Here is an 18,852-nt window from a genome sequence, read left to right as displayed (position 1 = left end):
CGAGGTGAGAAGGCAGGTTGCTAAGTCGGTAGGAGCGAACTTGTTCGCGAGGGGATAAGGCTGAAAAACATCATCGGCTGACACAGCGCTTCACGAACATGTTCGCTCCTACCGGTTCGAGGCAGCCTGAGAAACTGGCCTCAACCGAACGCAGGCACACCGCTGTGAAACCGGAATTCTTCGTCCGGGCTTTCGATCAGCTCGCGTTCGGCGAGGCGGATTTCTTCGATTTTGGCGTCGACATCAGCCTTGTCGCCGTAGGTATAGGCCAGCTTCAGATAATCCTGGAAATGCCGCGCTTCGGACTTCAATAAACCGGCGTAGAACTTGCCCAGCTCTTCGTCCAGGTGCGGTACCAGACAGGCAAAACGCTCGCAGGAACGGGCCTCGACGATGGCGCCGACGATCAACGCATCGGTCAGTCTGTAGGGGTTGTGATTACGGACGAGCTTTCGCAACGCTCCGGCATAACGCGCCGAACTGACGTTGGCCATGGGGATTTCGCGTTTGCGGATGATGCTCAGCACTTGCTCGAAGTGCCGTAGCTCTTCGCGGGCCAGGCGCGACATCTTGCTCAGCAGATCAAACTTGTCGTTGTACTGGAACATGAACTGGAACGCCGCCCCGGCCGCCTTCTTTTCGTTGTTCGCGTGATCGATCAACAAAATGTCCAGATTACGCAATGCAGCCTGAACCCAGCTGTCGGGTGTGCGGCAAAGCAGGAAGGCTTCAATTTCGGGAATCGGGTACATAGGCTCACAGAAGGCCGAACGACAAGGCCGGGCATTATACGAGGGCGACCCGCGTCCGGCGATAGAAATGAGCTGACGTGCATCAAGACTACAACGCGAGCAGTGCAACTATAGTTGTGGAGTGCATCAGGGATAACGCATCCGGGAGACAACGTCATGCAATCGATACGCAGCATTCTGGTGGTCATAGAGCCCGAGCATCCAGACAGCCTGGCGCTCAGGCGAGCGCGGCTGATAGCCGGTATCACTGGCGCACACCTGCACTTGCTGATCTGCGACAAGGAAAAACACCCTCACACGGCGGTGCTCGCGGAGGTAAAGCGGCGCCTGCTTGATGAAGGGTTCTCAGCCACCACCGAACAAACCTGGGACAGCAGCCTGCATCACACGATTATTCAGGTGCAACAGGCCGAAGGCTGCGGGCTGGTGATAAAACAGCACTTCCCCGACAACCCACTGAAAAAAGCCTTGCTCACACCTGAGGACTGGAAGCTGCTGCGTTTATGCCCGAGCCCGGTTCTGATGGTGAAAACCGACAGGCCATGGACAGAAGGCGTGATTCTGGCGGCTGTTGATGTGGGTAATCATGACGGCGAGCACCGCGCCCTGCACTACTCCATCGTCGATCACGGCTATGACATTGCCGCGCTGGCCAAGGGCCGTTTGCACGTGATCGCGGCTCACCCTTCCCCCATGTTGTCGGCAGCCGATCCGGTATTTCAGCTCAAGGAAAGCATTGAAGCCCGCTATCGCGAGCAGTGTCAGGCATTCCAGACCGAATTCGATATCGATGATGCGCACCTGCACATTGCCGAAGGGCCGGCGGATGTTTTGATCCCTTTCACAGCTCGGCAACTGGATGCCGCAGTGACCATCATCGGTACCGTGGCGCGCACCGGCATTCCAGCGGCGCTGATCGGCAACACGGCCGAAGTGGTGCTCGATTCACTGGAGAGCGATGTGCTGGTATTGAAAACCGAGGAGATCATCAAGCATCTGGAACAGCTGCTGGTGTAGCCTGCCGAATACACCGTAGGAGTGAGCTTGCTCGCGATAGCGTCTGATCAGGCAACGCTTTTTTGATTGTCAGGTAGTTATCGCGAGCAAGCTCACTCCTACAGGGGCAAGATAATCAGCCCTTGCGCTTACCATCCAGCCGACGCAGATGACAGGTCACTTCTTCGCGGTCGTGGTACAGCTGCTTGCAGCCGATTTCGACACGAATGCCGCGTGCCTCGAAGCCTTCTTCAATACGTCGCAACAGACGGCTGACTTCGGCGTATCGCTGCTTCATCGGCAACTTGAGGTTGACCACAGCTTCGCGGCACAAGCCTTCGCCCAGCCAGGTTTCCAGCAAAGCGGCATTACGCGCAGGCTTTTCGACGATGTCGCAAACCATCCAGTCCACCGGCTGACGCGGCTTGTAAGTGAAGCCGTCGGCCATCAAGTGCTGAACCAGACCGGTGTCCATCAGGCTTTCGGCCATTGGCCCGTTATCGATTGCAGTCACTAGCATGCCACGGCGCACCAACTGGTAAGTCCAGCCACCCGGTGCTGCGCCAAGATCGACACCGGTCATATCCCCAGACAGACGCTCATCCCACTGATCTCGCGGAATGAAATGATGCCAGGCCTCTTCCAGCTTGAGGGTCGAACGGCTTGGCGCTTCACGGGGGAACTTCAGGCGCGGAATGCCCATGGGCCACATCGCCGAGTTGTCGGCGTCTGCAAGGCCAAGAAACACCTCGCGACCACTCTTGAATGTCAGCAGCAAACGCGGCTTGCGCGGGTCATCCACCAGCTTGCCAGCCTGGGTCAGCGCCTTGCGTAAAGGGGCTTCGAACTTGCGGCAAAAAGTCGACAGTTCCTTGCCATCATTGGTGTCCACCACTTCCAGCCACAAACTGCCGCACGTCACGAAATCGGCCATGTGTGACAGGATCACGCTGATACGGTCGGTTTCCGGCAACTCCAGAAACACACCTCTGGCCCATTGACGAGGGAAGATCAGTTTCGAGAAGCGTTGGCCGTTCATCAATCGCTCGGCGCCGTCATCTTCCGTGCAGATGAATTCCGCGCACGCCGTATTCGGCTTGGCTTTGGCATAGCCTGAGACATTGAGCCGCGCCGCATGCTCGGCAATTTCCGAACAGACTTCACCTTCGAAGCCCGGGCGACAGTGCATAAACAGGGTGTTCATGGGGTGCTCCTGAACACGTCGACCTATACGAGAGGGTTAATCTCAGCGACGCAAAAGGCGAGCATGATAGCTGAATCAGGAACCAGTGGAGCGACTGGCTGGTCCAGTACTACACACGCCATCAATAACAAGCGGCGCAAATACTGAAGCGACGCCAGCTTGCAAAGGATTTCAATCGTCCAGTCCGTACCGTGCGGACGCGTCAAAGGAGTTATTTCATGCCCTCCCTCGATAGCCTGAACAGCCTTAAAACGCTCGAAATCGACAACAAGACCTACCACTACTTCAGCCTGCCAGAGGCCGCCAAAACCCTGGGCGACCTGGACAAGCTGCCGATGTCTCTCAAGGTGTTACTGGAAAACCTGCTGCGCTGGGAGGACAACAAGACCGTCACCGGTACCGATCTCAAGTCGCTGGCTGCATGGCTGGGAGAGCGCCGCTCGGATCGCGAAATCCAGTACCGCCCTGCCCGGGTGCTGATGCAGGACTTCACGGGTGTTCCGGCGGTGGTCGATCTGGCAGCCATGCGCGCTGCAGTCGCCAAAGCGGGTGGCGATCCGCAGCGGATCAATCCGCTATCGCCAGTGGATCTGGTCATTGACCACTCGGTGATGGTCGACAAATTCGGCGATGCCGATTCTTTTTCGCAAAACGTCGACATCGAAATGGAGCGTAACGGCGAACGTTATGCCTTCCTGCGCTGGGGCCAGAGCGCCTTCGACAATTTCAGCGTAGTGCCGCCTGGCACCGGGATCTGCCATCAAGTGAATCTCGAGTACCTCGGCCGCACGGTCTGGACCAAGGACGAGGACGGCCGCACGTATGCGTTCCCGGACACACTGGTGGGCACCGATTCGCACACCACCATGATCAATGGCCTCGGCGTATTGGGCTGGGGCGTGGGCGGTATCGAAGCGGAAGCAGCGATGCTCGGTCAGCCCGTCTCAATGCTGATCCCGGAAGTGATCGGTTTCAAACTCAACGGCAAGCTCAAGGAAGGCATCACCGCTACCGACCTGGTACTGACCGTCACGCAAATGCTGCGTAAGAAAGGTGTGGTCGGCAAATTCGTCGAGTTTTACGGGGACGGTCTGGCACAGCTGCCGCTGGCGGATCGGGCAACTATCGCGAATATGGCACCGGAATACGGCGCCACCTGCGGTTTCTTCCCGGTTGACGAGGTCACGCTAGAGTACCTGCGCCTGTCCGGCAGACCTGAGCAGACGGTGAAGCTGGTCGAAGCCTATTGCAAAGCGCAGGGCCTGTGGCGGCTGCAAGGTCAGGAACCGGTGTTCACTGATAGCCTGGAACTCGACATGGGCACTGTCGAGGCGAGTCTCGCCGGGCCTAAACGGCCTCAGGATCGTGTCGCCCTGCCCAATGTCGCCCAAGCGTTCAGCGACTTCCTCGGACTGCAATTCAAACCGACGCAAAAAGATGAAGGTCGTCTGGAAAGTGAAGGCGGTGGTGGCGTCGCAGTCGGTAACGCCGACCAGGTGACCGGTGAGGCTGACTATGAATACGAAGGTCGCACGTATCGCCTGAAAAACGGCGCGGTCGTGATCGCGGCTATCACCTCCTGCACCAACACCTCCAACCCCAGCGTGATGATGGCGGCGGGGTTAGTGGCCAAAAAAGCCGTGGAAAAAGGCCTGACCACCAAGCCGTGGGTAAAAACCTCTCTGGCTCCCGGCTCCAAAGTGGTGACCGATTACTACAAGGCTGCGGGGCTGACTCAATACCTCGACGCATTGGGCTTTGATCTGGTGGGCTACGGCTGCACCACCTGCATCGGCAACTCCGGGCCGCTGCCCGAGCCGATTGAAAAAGCCATCCAGCAATCGGACCTGACAGTGGCTTCGGTTCTGTCCGGCAACCGTAATTTCGAAGGCCGCGTACATCCCTTGGTCAAGACCAACTGGCTGGCCTCGCCGCCGCTGGTCGTAGCCTATGCCCTGGCAGGCAGCGTGCGCGTCGACATCAGCAGCGAATCACTGGGCGAAGGCAAAGACGGGCAGCCGGTGTATCTGCGCGATATCTGGCCGAGCCAAAAGGAAATCGCCGAAGCCGTTGAGCAGGTCAATACCGGGATGTTCCACAAGGAGTACGCCGAGGTATTTGCCGGTGACGAGCAATGGCAGGCCATCGAAGTGCCGCAAGCCGCGACGTATGTCTGGCAGGACGACTCCACTTACATCCAGCATCCGCCCTTTTTCGAAGACATCGCCGGTCCGCTGCCGGTCATCGAAGACATCCACAGTGCACGGGTGCTGGCCATGCTCGGCGACTCGGTGACCACCGACCATATTTCCCCGGCGGGCAATATCAAAACCGACAGCCCGGCAGGCCGTTATCTGCGCCAACAAGGTGTCGATCCTCGGGATTTCAACTCCTACGGCTCACGTCGTGGCAACCATGAAGTGATGATGCGTGGCACCTTCGCCAATATTCGTATCCGCAACGAGATGCTCGGCGGTGAGGAAGGCGGCTATACCCTGCACGTGCCCACCGACGAGAAGCTGTCGATCTACGATGCAGCCATGCGTTATCAGGCTGAAAAAACGCCGTTGGTGGTCATTGCCGGGCAGGAGTATGGAACCGGCTCAAGCCGTGACTGGGCAGCGAAAGGCACCAATCTACTGGGCGTGAAAGCGGTTATCGCTGAAAGCTTCGAGCGTATTCACCGCTCCAACCTGGTGGGCATGGGCGTACTGCCGCTGCAGTTCAAGAATGGCCAGAGCCGCAAGACGCTGAACCTGACCGGTAAGGAGACGCTGGATATCAGTGGCCTGACCCAAGCCAACCTGCAGCCAGGCATGAACCTCACGCTGCGTATCACTCGCGAAGATGGCACTCAGGAAGTCCTCGATGTGCTGTGCCGCATCGACACCCTGAATGAGGTTGAGTACTTCAAGGCGGGCGGGATTCTGCATTATGTGTTGCGGCAGCTGATTGCTTCTTGAGTAGCTCAGTGACCTACTGACAGGACCCAATCCTGTGGGAGCAGTGCTTGCCTGCGATAAGCGATAACGCGGTATGTCTTCTAGCTGTGTCTCCTGCATCGCGAGCAAGCTCGGCTCCCACAGGATCTCATTCCAATTCAGGTTCTGGTTCATCAACAAGGGCGATAAACGAACAGATTTATCGCCTTGCCTTCATCCTGGCTCTTCCGCAAAATTAACCATCTGGTACATTTTGCTGAAACCGCATCCTTCGATCCCGGGATGCGGCATCTAATAAGAGCCGATCGCCATGACTGTAAACCGCAAACCGTCCATCCTCGCGGGCCTTATCGGCTCCGGTATCCAGGCTTCTCGCACCCCCGCACTGCACGAACATGAAGGTGATGCCCAAGGCATTCGCTATCTGTATCGACTGCTCGACCTTGATGCCCTCAAACTGGACATCACGGCCCTGCCCGACCTGCTCACCAGCGCTCAACGCATGGGCTATACCGGTCTGAATATCACCTTCCCCTGCAAGCAAGCGGTGATCCCGTTACTGGATGATCTGTCGCCTGAAGCCAGAGGCATCGGCGCGGTGAACACGGTGCTGTTCAAGGACGGTCAACGCATCGGCCATAACACCGACTGCCTGGGTTTTGCCGAAGGTTTCCGCCGCGGGCTCGATGACGTGCGCCGCAGGCGCGTGGTGCAGATGGGCGCTGGCGGTGCTGGCGCGGCGGTGGCTCATGCCTTGCTGGCTGAAGGTGTCGAGCAACTGAGTATTTTTGAAGTGGACCCGGCGCGAGCACAGGGTTTGGTGGACAACCTGAACAGCCACTTCGGGGAGAATCGGGCGCTGGTCGGGCGGGATTTGCGCGAAGCCATGGCCGCAGCTGACGGCCTGGTCAACACCACCCCGGTCGGCATGACCAAACTGCCCGGCACACCGTTGCCACCCGAACTGCTGCACAACGACCTGTGGGTCGCAGAAATCATTTATTTCCCGCTGGAAACCGAACTGCTCAGGCACGCACGCGCTCTGGGCTGCCGCACGCTGGATGGCGGCACCATGGCGGTGTTTCAGGCGGTCAAGGCGTTTGAGCTGTTCAGCGGTCAGACTGCGGATGCCGGGCGCATGCAGGAGCACTTCGCAGGTATGGGTGATTAAGAGCGACACACTTGTAGGAGCTGCCGCAGGCTGCGAATGGCGGCGTAACAGGTAATGCTTTCGCAGCCTTCGGCAGCTCCTACAGGATTCGGTGCACTAGGCGATTCAAGGCCGCAGGTATCGACTCACCGAGTCGCATAGCATGGCCTTGTGGCGCTGTTTGATCTCGTCGTTGACCAGTTCGATCTGAAATATCTCGGAAAAGGTGTGGCGGTTCGAAATCCGGTAAAAGCAGAACGAGCTGATCATCAGATGCAGGTCGATGGCGTTCACGCCTTGGCGAAACACGCCCTCGTGTTCCCCGCGGCGCAGGATTTTATCGAGGATGCTGACAATGTTCTGGCTTAGCTCGCGAATCGTCGGTGACTGTTTGACGTTCTCGCCGTTATGGATGTTCTCGATGCAGACGATCCGCACAAAGTCGACGTTGCGGTCGTGGTGATCAAACGTGAATTCCACCAGTCGTTCGATGGCCTGCATCGGCTCCAGTGCATCCAGATTGAGCCCGCTTTCAGTGCGCCGAATATCCCCATAAAGTTTCTCCAGAACCTCGGCGTATAACTGCTCCTTACTGTTGAAGTAGTAGTAGATCATTCGCTTGGACGTTTTGGTGCGCTCTGCGATGGCGTCGACCCGCGCCCCCGACAACCCCTGCGCGACAAATTCGGCGATGGCCGCCTGCAGGATGTCATCCCGGGTTTTTTCCGGATTATTCTTGCGCCCCGTCAGTGATACCCGCGAAGGTGAAATCACAGGGGTGTCGTCGATAGTTTTCATTCAGGTCGGTAACCACGGTCAGATCGGGGCGGGGCTATGTTTCCACATAGTCCTGGTTCCGCCCTCGAAGCTCAAGATGACTGCGCTACATGGATCAAAGCCGGGCCTGACGAGCGGCCCCGCTGCGTGTCTTGGCCATGGCGGCCAGACGTACTGCAACGTTGGCGGCGCCGTAACCCACATAGCCATTCTTGCGTTGCAGGATCTCGAAGAAGAAGCGATCGTCGAACGGCTCGGTATACACGTGAAACAGCTCGCCACCATTGGCGTCGCGGTCATAGAGCACATTGTAGTAAGCCAGTTCGCTGAGGAATTCGTCATCGAAATCAAAGCGCGCGGCCAGATCGTCGTAGTAATTGAGCGGGATGTCCAGCAGCTTCAAGCCAGCCTCTTTAGCCCGGCTGACTTCGGCGAAGATATCCTCGCAGGCAAAAGCAATGTGGTGTACGCCTGAGCCTCGGTAACTGGACAACGCGTGGGAGATCGCGGTGTTGCGGTTTTCCGAGATATTCAGCGGCAACCGCACAGTGCTGCAGCGACTGCGCAGCGCGCGGCTTTTCACCAGACCATAAGGGTCGGGCAGCACCACTTCGTCGTCGGCTTCGAAATCCAGCAGGCTTTTATAGAACAACACCCAGCTGTCGAGGCTGTCGGCAGGCAACGCCATGGCCATGTGATCGATACGCTGCAAGCCGCCACCGGCCTGGGCGTTCGGGTTAACGACGAAGTCGATGTCGTAGATCGACTCACCCGGCACAGCAGGCTCGACCAGGTAAATCAGACTGCCGTCCGGAGCACGTACCGACGGCACTTCCCGCTCATTAGGCCCCACCAGACCGCGATACGGCTGACCTTTGAACGCCTGGGCACGCTCCAGCGCTGCCGAGCCGTTCTCGACCCGCAATGCAGTTGCGCACAACGACGGGCCATGGGCCTCAAAGAAACTGTGAGCAAACGAATAGGGCTCAGCGTTGAGCACAATCTTGATATCGCCCTGCCCCATCAGGCTGACGGCCTTGGAGCGGTGCTGACCGAGTTTCGCAAAACCGAGATTACCCAGCCAACTGGCCAGACGTGCGCCTTGCGCATCGTCCACCGCAAACTCAAGAAACTCGACGCCATTGTAAGTACTCGCAGGCGGCGGGCTGAACAGCAGGTCTTTGGCTACCGGCTGATTCTGTTCTTCCAGCAGCAGGCGGGTTTTCTCCTCCAGATACAGCAAGGAGCGCAGGCCATCGGCCGCATTCGCGCGAGGTGGTGCGGCACGGAACCCGTCGTTGAAGATTTCCAGAGACAGCGGCCCGGTGTAGCCGCTCTTCAGAATCGGCGCAAGGAAGCCTGGCAGATCGAACTCGCCCTGGCCCGGGAAGCACCGGAAGTGACGGCTCCACTCCATGACATCCATAGCCAGAATAGGTGCGTCGGCCATTTGCACGAAGAAGATCTTGTCGCCGGGAATCTGTGCAATGGCACTCGGGTCGCCCTTGAGCGACAAGGTATGAAAGCTGTCGAGCAGAACGCCCAATGCCGGGTGATCAACCTGCCTGACCAGATTCCAGACCTGCTCCCAGGTATTCACATGACGGCCCCACGCAAGCGCCTCGTAACCCACCCGCAACTGACGGGCTCCAGCACGCTCGGCCAGCATCGCCAGATCGTCACGGAGAATACTTTCATCGCCCACCGAATCGGCGGCGGCATTGCTGCAGACCAACACCAGGTCAGTGCCCAGTTCCTGCATCAAATCAAACTTGCGCTCGGCGCGGTCAAGGTTGCGGGACAAGCGATCGCGGCGGCAGCCTTCAAAGTCACGGAACGGCTGAAACAAAGTAATGGCAATGCCCAGATCAGCGCAGATCTGCCGCACATGGCGGGGGCTACCGTCGTAGTAAAGGAGGTCGTTTTCGAAAATCTCGACACCGTCAAAGCCGGCAGCGGCGATGGCTTCGAGTTTTTCCGGCAGGGTTCCACTCAAGGAAACGGTGGCAATCGAACGTTGCATGGTTGACTCCTGTGAGGTGCGACCTCTGCGGATCGCATGTCTGGTGCTGCCCAGTACCCCCGGGCGGCACTGCACGGATTCTGGGTAACTGAATTATTCTCCCGGCCATCGGCCATCGCAATTCATAATGTACCAGACAGTTAGTTTATCGTTCGATAATCGCCCAAAAGCAGATTTGTCTGATTGACGCTTTAGTCGGGCATGCGCAACATCAGCTTCACTTTGTCGGACAAGGACAACCGCCCGAAGTTGATAACAACCTTGCAAGCACACCATAACAATTTCAAAAACAGGGTCATGCACATGCCTTCATATACTGTTTTCCCCCTCCTCCGTCCAAGCCCTGGTGGTTCCTGCGCCCGGAGTCGTGTGCCGATGAACGCCCTTCTATCAGCGGTATTGCTAGAAACGCGTATCGGATCGGCCTCAGCCTGATTAAAATCCAGCGCCCACGAAATCGGCTCCTGCGGCTTGCCTGTCGCTTTAGCGCACTGCGGCCCCTGATGGCCACGATTCGAGACGCTTTTACAGCTTGATTCGGGGTTTACCCCTGAGTCCTGGAACGGACGGCTTAACCATGATTCACACACACTCTGCTGCCAAGACGGCTAACGTCGTTCATCCGCATGCCAGCATGGGCGAAAAAATCCGCGGCGCCATGGCCGTCGGTAAAGTTCGCTGGGGCATGCTCGCGCTGGTATTTTTTGCCACCACCCTGAACTACATCGATCGCGCCGCTCTCGGCGTCATGCAGCCCATCCTGGCCAAGGAAATGGGCTGGACCGCGATGGATTACGCCAACATCAACTTCTGGTTCCAGGTCGGGTACGCGGCTGGCTTCCTGCTGCAAGGACGGTTTATTGACCGGGTCGGCGTGAAGCGTGCGTTCTTCCTCGCCGTCTTGCTCTGGAGCGTTGCTACCGGCGCCCACGGCCTGGCGACCTCTGCCACCGGCTTTATGATCTGCCGGTTCATTCTCGGCCTGACCGAAGCGGCCAACTACCCGGCCTGCGTGAAAACAACGCGGCTGTGGTTCCCTGCCGGTGAACGCGCCATCGCCACCGGCATCTTCAATGCCGGGACCAACGTGGGAGCGATGCTCACACCGGCACTGCTGCCGTTTATTCTGACCATCTGGGGCTGGCAAGCCGCGTTCGTCAGCATGGGTCTGCTCGGTCTGGTCTGGGTCGTGACCTGGCGGTTGAAGTACTACAACCCTGAAGAACACCCAAGCGTCAGCCAGACCGAACTGGACTACATCAACCAGAATCCGGAGCCGGAGCCGGTAAAAGTGCCGTTCTCGCATATTCTTAAAATGCGTGGCACCTGGGCTTTCGCCATTGCCTACTCGCTAACCGCGCCGGTGTTCTGGTTCTACCTGTACTGGTTACCGCCGTTTCTCAATCAGCAATACAACCTGGGCATCAGCGTGACCCAGATGGGCATCCCGTTGATCCTGATATGGCTGACCGCTGACTTCGGCAGCATCGGCGGCGGTATTCTCTCGTCCTGGCTGATTGGCCGAGGCATGCGCGCCACTACCGCAAGATTGCTGTCGATGCTGCTCTTCGCAATCACGATCTGCAGCGTGGTATTTGCCGCCAACGCCAGCGGACTCTGGGTAGCGGTGCTGGCGATCTCCCTTGCGGTCGGCGCGCATCAGGCCTGGACCGCAAACATCTGGAGCCTGGTGATGGACTACACCCCCAAGCATCTGATGAGCACCGTGTTTGGCTTCGGCGGCATGTGTGCAGCGATCGGCGGGATGTTCATGACCCAGATCGTCGGTGCGGTATTGACTGCAACCAATAACAATTACAGCGTGTTGTTCACGATGATCCCGGCGATGTACTTCATTGCCCTGACCTGGATGTACTTCATGGCACCGCGCAAAGTCGAATCACTCAAGGACTGAATCGTCCCGCGTCCCCGAAAGGCCGCTTCCTCGCAAGCGGCCTTTTTTGTCCCGTGGAAACATCCGACAAAACTTTCCCTCAGACAAAACTTACAAAAGAGCTGGAAATTCTCCTGCCCGATCAGTGAAGCTTGGCGCCCGCCTGGAACAGTCTGTTTCAGCGGCAAGAAGCTACGCGCGAACGGACTCCAGGAGCAATCATGCCGGCGATACGCTGGACCAGCCTGACCTTACTCACCCTCGGTTACTGCATTGCCCTGAGCTTTGGCTACCTCAGCCTGCCAGCAGCGGTGACGTTTGGCCTGCTGGTAATGGCGGGCGCGTGCGTGACGCAATTCAACCAGCGACCGGTGATCTGCCTCGGTCACGGGTTGTTCATCATCCTCGCGCTCGCGCTGGCTACGCACTGGTTACCCGGATTCTTCAGTGAACGGGTCATCGGTGCACAGCGCTTCTCCCCCGAAGCCGCGCCATTTTCGATGTACCTCAATCTGGATAAACCGCTGATCGGCTTCTGGATCGTGTTGGTCTGCCCGTGGCTGTTACCGGCGATCCCTGCAAGGCGAGCATTAAAAACTGCAGTGCTGACACTGCTCGGCACCTGTGTTGTGTGCATGACACTGGCTGTTTCACTGGGCGTTACCGGTTGGTCGGCCAAATGGCCAGCGCAAGGCTGGCTATGGCTGCTGAACAACCTGTTGCTGGTCACGCTGACTGAAGAGCTATTCTTTCGCGCCTATCTCCAAGGCGGCCTGCAGCGCATTTTGCATCGCCTGCCCCATGCACCGACGCTGGCACTCTGCGTAGCGTCTCTGTTGTTCGGGCTGGCTCATCTCGGCGGCGGATGGCAATGGGCGCTCCTCGCGGGAATCGCCGGTATAGGCTACGGTCTTGCCTACCGTTTCGGCGGTTTACAGGCAGCAGTGGTCACCCATTTCGGCCTCAATCTGGTGCACTTCAGCCTTTTCACGTACCCGATGTTCGACCGCTAAGCCAATGACTGGCGTCAATGACTTGCCGGTCATTTCGCAAATTTGCTCAATAAATGAGTATTTTTGTCGATAACGTCACAAAGCCCCAGCGGATCGGACAGCTCATGCGTAATAACCAGCCCATCACTCAACGCGAACGGACATTTCCTGCACAACAGCGTTTGATTTCCACCACCGACGCCCGTGGCGTGATCACTTACTGCAACGACGCCTTCGTCGAAATCAGTGGTTACTCCCGGGAAGAACTGCTCAACGCCCCACACAATACCGTTCGCCACCCCGACGTGCCGCCAGCGGTTTTCGAGCATATGTGGACCACGCTCAAGCAAGGCCTGCCGTGGATGGGCATCGTTAAAAATCGTAGCAAAAACGGCGATCACTACTGGGTAAACGCCTATGTGACGCCGATGTTCGAAAACCAGAAAGTAGTGGGTTTCGAATCCGTACGGGTCAAACCGACCGCTGAGCAAATCAAGCGCGCCGAGGCGCTGTACAACCGCCTGAACAATGGCAAATCAGCTATCCCGAGCCGCGACAAGTGGCTACCTGTGTTGCAGGATTGGCTGCCGTTCATTCTGGTCAGCCAACTGAGCTTTCTTATCGGCGTATGGCTGAACACCAGTTGGGGCTTTGCGCTGGCCGCAGGTTTGTCGGTGCCGCTGGGGCTGTTGGGCCTGTCGTGGCAGCAACGTGGCATCAAACGCTTGCTGCGCCTGGCGGAACAGACCACTTCCGACCCGTTGATCGCGCAGATGTACACCGACAGCCGCGGCCCACAAGCACGCCTGGAAATGTCGATCCTCAGCCAGGAAGCCCGTTTAAAAACTTGCCTGACCCGCTTGCAGGACACGGCAGAGCAACTCACCGGTCAGGCTCGTCAGTCCAATAGTCTGGCCAACGCCAGCTCCAGCGGCCTGGAGCGTCAGCGTGTCGAGACCGAGCAAGTCGCCACGGCTATCAACCAGATGGCCGCCACCACGCTGCAAGTCGCCAGCCACGTGCAGCGCACCGCTGACGCGACTCAGCAAGCCAACCAGTTGACCCGTCGCGGCCGCGATATCGCCGGGGAAACCCGCGAAGCCATTCAACGGCTGTCGAAAGCCGTTGGCGAAACTGGCCTGACGGTGACTCAACTGGCCCACGACAGCGATGAAATCGGCGGCGTGGTGGACGTGATCAAAGGCATTGCAGACCAGACCAACCTGCTCGCCCTCAACGCCGCCATCGAAGCGGCGCGTGCCGGGGAAATGGGCCGGGGCTTTGCCGTGGTTGCGGATGAGGTTCGTCAGCTGGCACAACGCACCACAGAATCCACCGGACAGATCCACAGCCTGATCGCCAAACTGCAGAGCACTGCCAACGCCGCCGTACAAACAATGAACAGCGGCCACCGTCAGGCGGAAGAAGGCGTCGCCAAAGTGCTGGAGGCCGACCAGGCATTGATCGGCATCAGCGAAGCGGTCGCCAACATCACCGACATGGCGACTCAGATAGCCGCCGCTACCGATGAACAAAGTTCGGTCGCCGAAGAGATCAGCCGCAACATCGCCACCATCGCCGATCTCGCCGACCAGACCTCCGACGAAGCACAACGCTCGGCTGTGCTGAGTGGCGAACTGACCGATACGGCCAACTCGCAGTACTCGCTGGTGGAGCGTTTTAACCGCTGATTGTCCCGCGAAATCGAAACCCCGTCAGACATTTTCTGCCGGGGTTTTTTTATTGGCTATTGAAGCGTAAAGCGCCCCCTAGGACTACACAGTTAATGAAGTAGATTGTAGGCAACTTCTGAAAGTAATTAGACAGGGTGTGCCTGGTTGCTTTTTAGTGTGCGAAGCGTTGACAGATTGAACGGGTTCCGATTAGTTGATTTTCAGAGATCACCTCACATAAATAACTACTGCACAAGTGGATATTTTCAGGGGCGGACTCTGAATACTTTAATTAATTGATGGTTGTGCTGAATTAGAGGCGTGATCTGGAGAATCAAAAAAAATGAGCAAACACATTACCAAAACCGGACTTCCAACCCCGTTCGTACCCGCCGCCGATCCAGTTGACGGACTGCTACGGGTGAGCACTTTAAACAACCCTATTGATGTAGAGTTCCGCCTCTGGGAATTTATGCACCCAGGTTATTACGTACAGCTGATGCTAAATGGTGAGTTGGTCGGCGTAATCTGGACCATGTCCGATAGCGACACCTCAGGGGATATTATTTCAATGGTTCTCGATCCCGAACATTTGCTGAATGACGGTATTTACAGGTTGGGCCTTAGAGCCACCAACAACGAAAATGGCGTGAGTAGTGATTCTGCAACCACCTCGCTGATCGTTGATCGAACCATCCCAGGCGCTGCTCTGCTGGCGCCTGCCATGTTCGCAAGCGTCAGCTTTGGGGACTTCCTGAATGCAAAAATCCCAAGCTACGCAGGCATGGAGACCGGCGACCTGATCCAGACGGTCTGCAATGGCACCCTGGGCCCCATTCATCGTGTACTGCCTGAAAACCTCATCACCACACCCGTTGAAATTTCATTCACCCAGGAATTTCTTGAAGGTCTGTTCAGCGACAGGGTAAATATTACTTACCACGTAACTGACAGAGCGGGTAACCGGTCTATTCTGGCGCAGTCAGTTGAACTGACCCTGCAACGCTAGCAGCAAGTACTATTCATTTGAGTGACAAGTAAAAAAACCTGCATGCATTTGCGTGCAGGATTTTTATTGTTAATCCGCATGAAATTTCCGCAAGTTTGCCGCGCCTCACAAAACAAAAAACATCACCACTACTACGAACGGTATTAGCTATTAATCAGAATCGTCCGACTTGACCTTGCAAACACAACACACTCTAATACGCCCCATGAATGCCATGGAGGCACCGCCACAGCCGGATAACAACTCAACCCCATCTATAATTCAGGACGAAAAAGATGAATGACGTACCCACTATTAATGCACCGTTTAATATAAACACCCGTATGGACCCGGCCGACCTCCACCCCTCGTCATCCGAACCGGGGCACCTCTTAAAACTAAAAATCGTGCCCATCAATCCACTTCCACAAGTTACGGACGACACTGTGTCAATACAGCATCCCGAACTGAACATCTCCAGACACTTGAAAGCCCCCAAGCTGTCACACGTCAAGCCTAATACCGTGACCTACGAACAGGCTCATGCCGGAGTCAATGTCAATATTCCTGGCTCAGAGAAAATGCGTCTGGGCGATACCCTGGTGTTTTATTGGGGGCAGAACAAATCCTCGACCCAGATTCATTTACGCACCATCGATAAGGACAGCACAGTACGCGTCCTGTGCATCAGCTACGATTTCATCGCTCATCTGCACTACGGTCTGGTGGATGTCTACTATGAGGTCCATCGCGATCAGCAGTTGATTGGCACCTCTCCCGCCGTACGCGTCACCGTCAGCAGCGACCCTGCGCCGCCCAAGCAGAGACGTACGGGTCGCGGCCCAGGCAGTCCGATAGATGCTGCCTGACGGGCTATAAAAACACCCCCCCCCCCGACGATGGTTCGCCGGGGGTCATACAGACGTGTAATGGGCTTGGAGGACTTAGGTTCTATCAAGCCATCTCCATCCGCCTTTTTAGATTAGAACGCTAACTTCAACCCCACATTCGCGCCCCATGGCTGCTCGACATGCTGACCTCTCATGTATTCAAAGTCGGCATGCAACTGCAAACGTTCAGACAGAGACACAGAAACCCCGGCGCCCACTTCGGCGCGGGAGCCGAACAACTCGTTGTCGAAACGCGTCGAGTTGACCTTGACCTCGTTGTCGCGGGCAAACTCCTGAGCGGCTGCCAGTCGCACGTAAGGTCGCACCACTGCGCCATCCTTGAGGATGATGCTACGGCCAGCCGACGCTCCGACCTTGGCCAACACCGATTGAGTCTGGTCATTGCGCGCCTGCATACCGTTATCCAGCGCGTAGCTGTCACCCTTGATCCACACGCTGGAAAACTGTGCATACGGCTCAAGGAAATAGCCGTCGGCAAAGGAGATGTTTCTACCAAATTCCAGCGAACCACCAAGGCCAGTGCTCTGGTAATTCCCCTTCGCCCTGTCCCCGTCACTCATGGCCACTTTGGACTCGTTGCGGAAGCGGTTGAGCTTGAGCACCGCGTCCAGATAGTAACCATCGTCCAGCAACCAGGTGCCGTAACCACCGACGTAGTAGCTGCCGATCTTGCCGCTGGTGCCCTGCCCGATCGCCAGATCGTTTTTGCTGTATCCGGCCATCAAGCCCAATGACAACTGCCCGACGCTTACCGGCAGCGGAGCATCCGCACCCAGGGTCATGCCGCTCTGGTTGTTTCGATAGTCAACACCATCACCGGTGCTGGCATTGAAACGGCTGCCATAAGCGCGCATCCAGCCGCCGACCTGTTCATGGCCACGCACCTCACCGATACGGCTCCGCAATGTGTTCAACTCACTGTTCCAGATGTTCGGGGCCGCGTTGAACAGCGCCAGTACACTTTGGGTCGACGGGCTGATGCCTCGGCCCGAGCCGACGATAAACCAGTCATCGCCCTGCTGCTCCAGCTCGTAGGAATAAACACCCAGATCCGCACGCCCGCCCACCAGACTGAACTGCGCATCACCCCCATCGGTGTCCACCAGCAGCAAGCGCTGCATATCAGGGTCGACCACCTCAACACCAGTATTTTTCACCCGCAGGCCATGATTACCGGTAGCCAGCCCCTCGACTCGCAGCAAATCACCCTGACGCTCATCCAGATTAACCCGCATATCAAAAGCCCCACGACCGGAAAGCTCGCCCAGCGTCAGAGTTTTGTACGCCCCCTCACCAAAACTTACCCGTCCGCCCCTCATGGCCAGCGAGTTCACCTGATTGCTGTCCGCCAGTGTCCAGCTCGCCCCGGAGTTGATCGCCAACTTATCACTGTTGATGATATTGCCGGTCAGTTGGGCATTGCGTTGCAGGGTAACGTTCAGGGTGCTGGTGGTGTCGGCGACGAGGTTGCCGTTGAGGGTGCTGTTGTCGACGCTGAAGTTGGCAGTACTGTGATCTATAACTTCCATTAAATTACCATTGCCGCCGACAATAGTAGAGTTACCAAGAACGTCGATACTAACGACTACACCTAGCCCATAAAGGCCCGCAACCTTTATAGCCGACTCAGTATCGGACTCAACATGCGAATCACTAATCGATAAATAGCTTGTAACATAGTCAACTTCACCCGCCGCAGGCAAGGACACATGAATACCGTTTGCGAGTCCTTCTATCCGGCTCCCGGCAGAAACTTCCACTTTCGACCCAAAAACCCCAAGCCCCCAACCAGTATGAAGGCCTACAGCGCCGTCCGCTTCGACGGTTGTATTTACGATAGCCAACTCACTCCCTTTATTAACACTCAGAGCCAACCCTACCCCCACGACTTTACTGTCGGAGATTATGCCCTTAGACCCCTCTCCCACATACAGAGCAATACTAGAACCCGAATAAGTTACAAGGCTTCCGCTGACCTCAAGCGTACTGCCATGCTCAAGCCTGAGCGGCCCTTGCACCTGAGTTCCATTCCTCAGCGACACCCTCGAATCTTTGGAGCGAAGGCTCTTTAGCGTGGCATTATCAGAAACCAAAATTGAGCGATTTTTAAGAGAATAATGATCAGGGAGAATGGTCGAATTTATAAAAACATATCCATTATCAATCTCCTGCCTTTGTATCTCTGTGTTAGCTCCAGCAGAGCATGGAAATGAACATGCAAATGCTCCCCAACCGGCACAACGTAGGACCCTCGACTTCCACATAACATTCACCGCCATTCCCTTTCAATAAAGAACGGCAATTATTGGCAGAGAATCCTCTTACGTCAGAAACGGAAACATGGATAACTGTAGGAAATTTCTTAATAAAATATAAAAGAAATCCTACAACTGAAGAACCTCCTTCCTCATTTACCCAGTCCCACATCGAACCTCAAATCCTCACCACAAACAGGCGAGGCACAGGTAAAAAACATTTACCTACAAACCATTGACCCGAAGCGAAATTTACTATTAGTTAAAACTCAGGTAGATCGAGAGGTCTGTCTAT

At 56.6% G+C, this 18,852-nt stretch carries 13 protein-coding genes; 8 read left to right on the top strand and 5 right to left on the bottom strand.

Annotation, left to right across the window (positions count from 1 at the left end; genetic code table 11):
• Window positions 1-140: 140 nt before the first annotated feature.
• The gene (locus ACYASS_RS03735; protein WP_463585141.1) at window positions 141-752 is read right to left on the bottom strand and encodes a MiaE family protein; all 612 of its coding nucleotides are present in this window, start codon (window positions 750-752) and stop codon (window positions 141-143) included.
• A gap of 156 nt (window positions 753-908) precedes the next feature.
• Here ACYASS_RS03735 and ACYASS_RS03730 point away from each other — a divergent pair, with 156 nt between their 5' ends.
• On the top strand, window positions 909-1,769 hold the full coding sequence (locus ACYASS_RS03730; RefSeq protein ID WP_463585140.1) for a universal stress protein: 861 nt from the start codon (window positions 909-911) through the stop codon (window positions 1,767-1,769).
• Between the two features lie 115 nt (window positions 1,770-1,884).
• Here the strand turns inward: ACYASS_RS03730 and rlmM are convergent, their stop codons facing one another.
• The gene (gene rlmM, locus ACYASS_RS03725) at window positions 1,885-2,952 is read right to left on the bottom strand and encodes a 23S rRNA (cytidine(2498)-2'-O)-methyltransferase RlmM (protein ID WP_463585139.1); all 1,068 of its coding nucleotides are present in this window, start codon (window positions 2,950-2,952) and stop codon (window positions 1,885-1,887) included.
• A gap of 218 nt (window positions 2,953-3,170) precedes the next feature.
• On the opposite strand from rlmM, the gene acnA reads away from it, so the two are divergent.
• Window positions 3,171-5,915: an aconitate hydratase AcnA gene (acnA, locus tag ACYASS_RS03720; RefSeq protein ID WP_463585138.1), complete on the top strand. Its 2,745-nt coding sequence runs from the start codon at window positions 3,171-3,173 to the stop codon at window positions 5,913-5,915.
• A 289-nt stretch (window positions 5,916-6,204) separates the two neighbouring features.
• On the top strand, window positions 6,205-7,065 hold the full coding sequence (locus ACYASS_RS03715) for a shikimate dehydrogenase (protein ID WP_463585137.1): 861 nt from the start codon (window positions 6,205-6,207) through the stop codon (window positions 7,063-7,065).
• Between the two features lie 105 nt (window positions 7,066-7,170).
• On the opposite strand, the gene ACYASS_RS03710 is transcribed toward ACYASS_RS03715, so the two are convergent.
• Complete coding sequence (locus ACYASS_RS03710) at window positions 7,171-7,842, bottom strand: TetR/AcrR family transcriptional regulator (RefSeq protein ID WP_122666328.1); 672 nt, start codon at window positions 7,840-7,842, stop codon at window positions 7,171-7,173.
• A gap of 94 nt (window positions 7,843-7,936) precedes the next feature.
• Window positions 7,937-9,844: a 3-dehydroshikimate dehydratase QuiC gene (gene quiC / locus ACYASS_RS03705; protein WP_463585136.1), complete on the bottom strand. Its 1,908-nt coding sequence runs from the start codon at window positions 9,842-9,844 to the stop codon at window positions 7,937-7,939.
• A gap of 577 nt (window positions 9,845-10,421) precedes the next feature.
• Here quiC and ACYASS_RS03700 point away from each other — a divergent pair.
• The 5 genes from ACYASS_RS03700 to ACYASS_RS03680 all read left to right on the top strand — a co-directional run bounded on the left by ACYASS_RS03700 (window position 10,422) and on the right by ACYASS_RS03680 (window position 16,260).
• Window positions 10,422-11,759: an MFS transporter gene (locus ACYASS_RS03700; protein ID WP_162873873.1), complete on the top strand. Its 1,338-nt coding sequence runs from the start codon at window positions 10,422-10,424 to the stop codon at window positions 11,757-11,759.
• Window positions 11,760-11,959: 200 nt separating this feature from the next.
• Window positions 11,960-12,751: a lysostaphin resistance A-like protein gene (locus tag ACYASS_RS03695; protein ID WP_463585135.1), complete on the top strand. Its 792-nt coding sequence runs from the start codon at window positions 11,960-11,962 to the stop codon at window positions 12,749-12,751.
• Between the two features lie 104 nt (window positions 12,752-12,855).
• Window positions 12,856-14,421: a methyl-accepting chemotaxis protein gene (locus tag ACYASS_RS03690; RefSeq protein WP_243245878.1), complete on the top strand. Its 1,566-nt coding sequence runs from the start codon at window positions 12,856-12,858 to the stop codon at window positions 14,419-14,421.
• 325 nt (window positions 14,422-14,746) lie between these two features.
• Window positions 14,747-15,412, top strand: coding sequence for an ADP-ribosylation factor GTPase-activating family protein (locus ACYASS_RS03685; RefSeq protein ID WP_463585134.1), 666 nt, complete (start codon window positions 14,747-14,749; stop codon window positions 15,410-15,412).
• A gap of 425 nt (window positions 15,413-15,837) precedes the next feature.
• The gene (locus ACYASS_RS03680; protein WP_463585133.1) at window positions 15,838-16,260 is read left to right on the top strand and encodes a hypothetical protein; all 423 of its coding nucleotides are present in this window, start codon (window positions 15,838-15,840) and stop codon (window positions 16,258-16,260) included.
• A 113-nt stretch (window positions 16,261-16,373) separates the two neighbouring features.
• Here the strand turns inward: ACYASS_RS03680 and ACYASS_RS03675 are convergent, their stop codons facing one another.
• Complete coding sequence (locus ACYASS_RS03675; RefSeq protein ID WP_463585132.1) at window positions 16,374-17,831, bottom strand: autotransporter outer membrane beta-barrel domain-containing protein; 1,458 nt, start codon at window positions 17,829-17,831, stop codon at window positions 16,374-16,376.
• Between the last annotated feature and the right edge of the window lie 1,021 nt (window positions 17,832-18,852).

It is taken from the genome of Pseudomonas sp. HP_14 (genome assembly GCF_055283875.1).
This window is presented reverse-complemented; position numbering and strand designations above follow the sequence as displayed.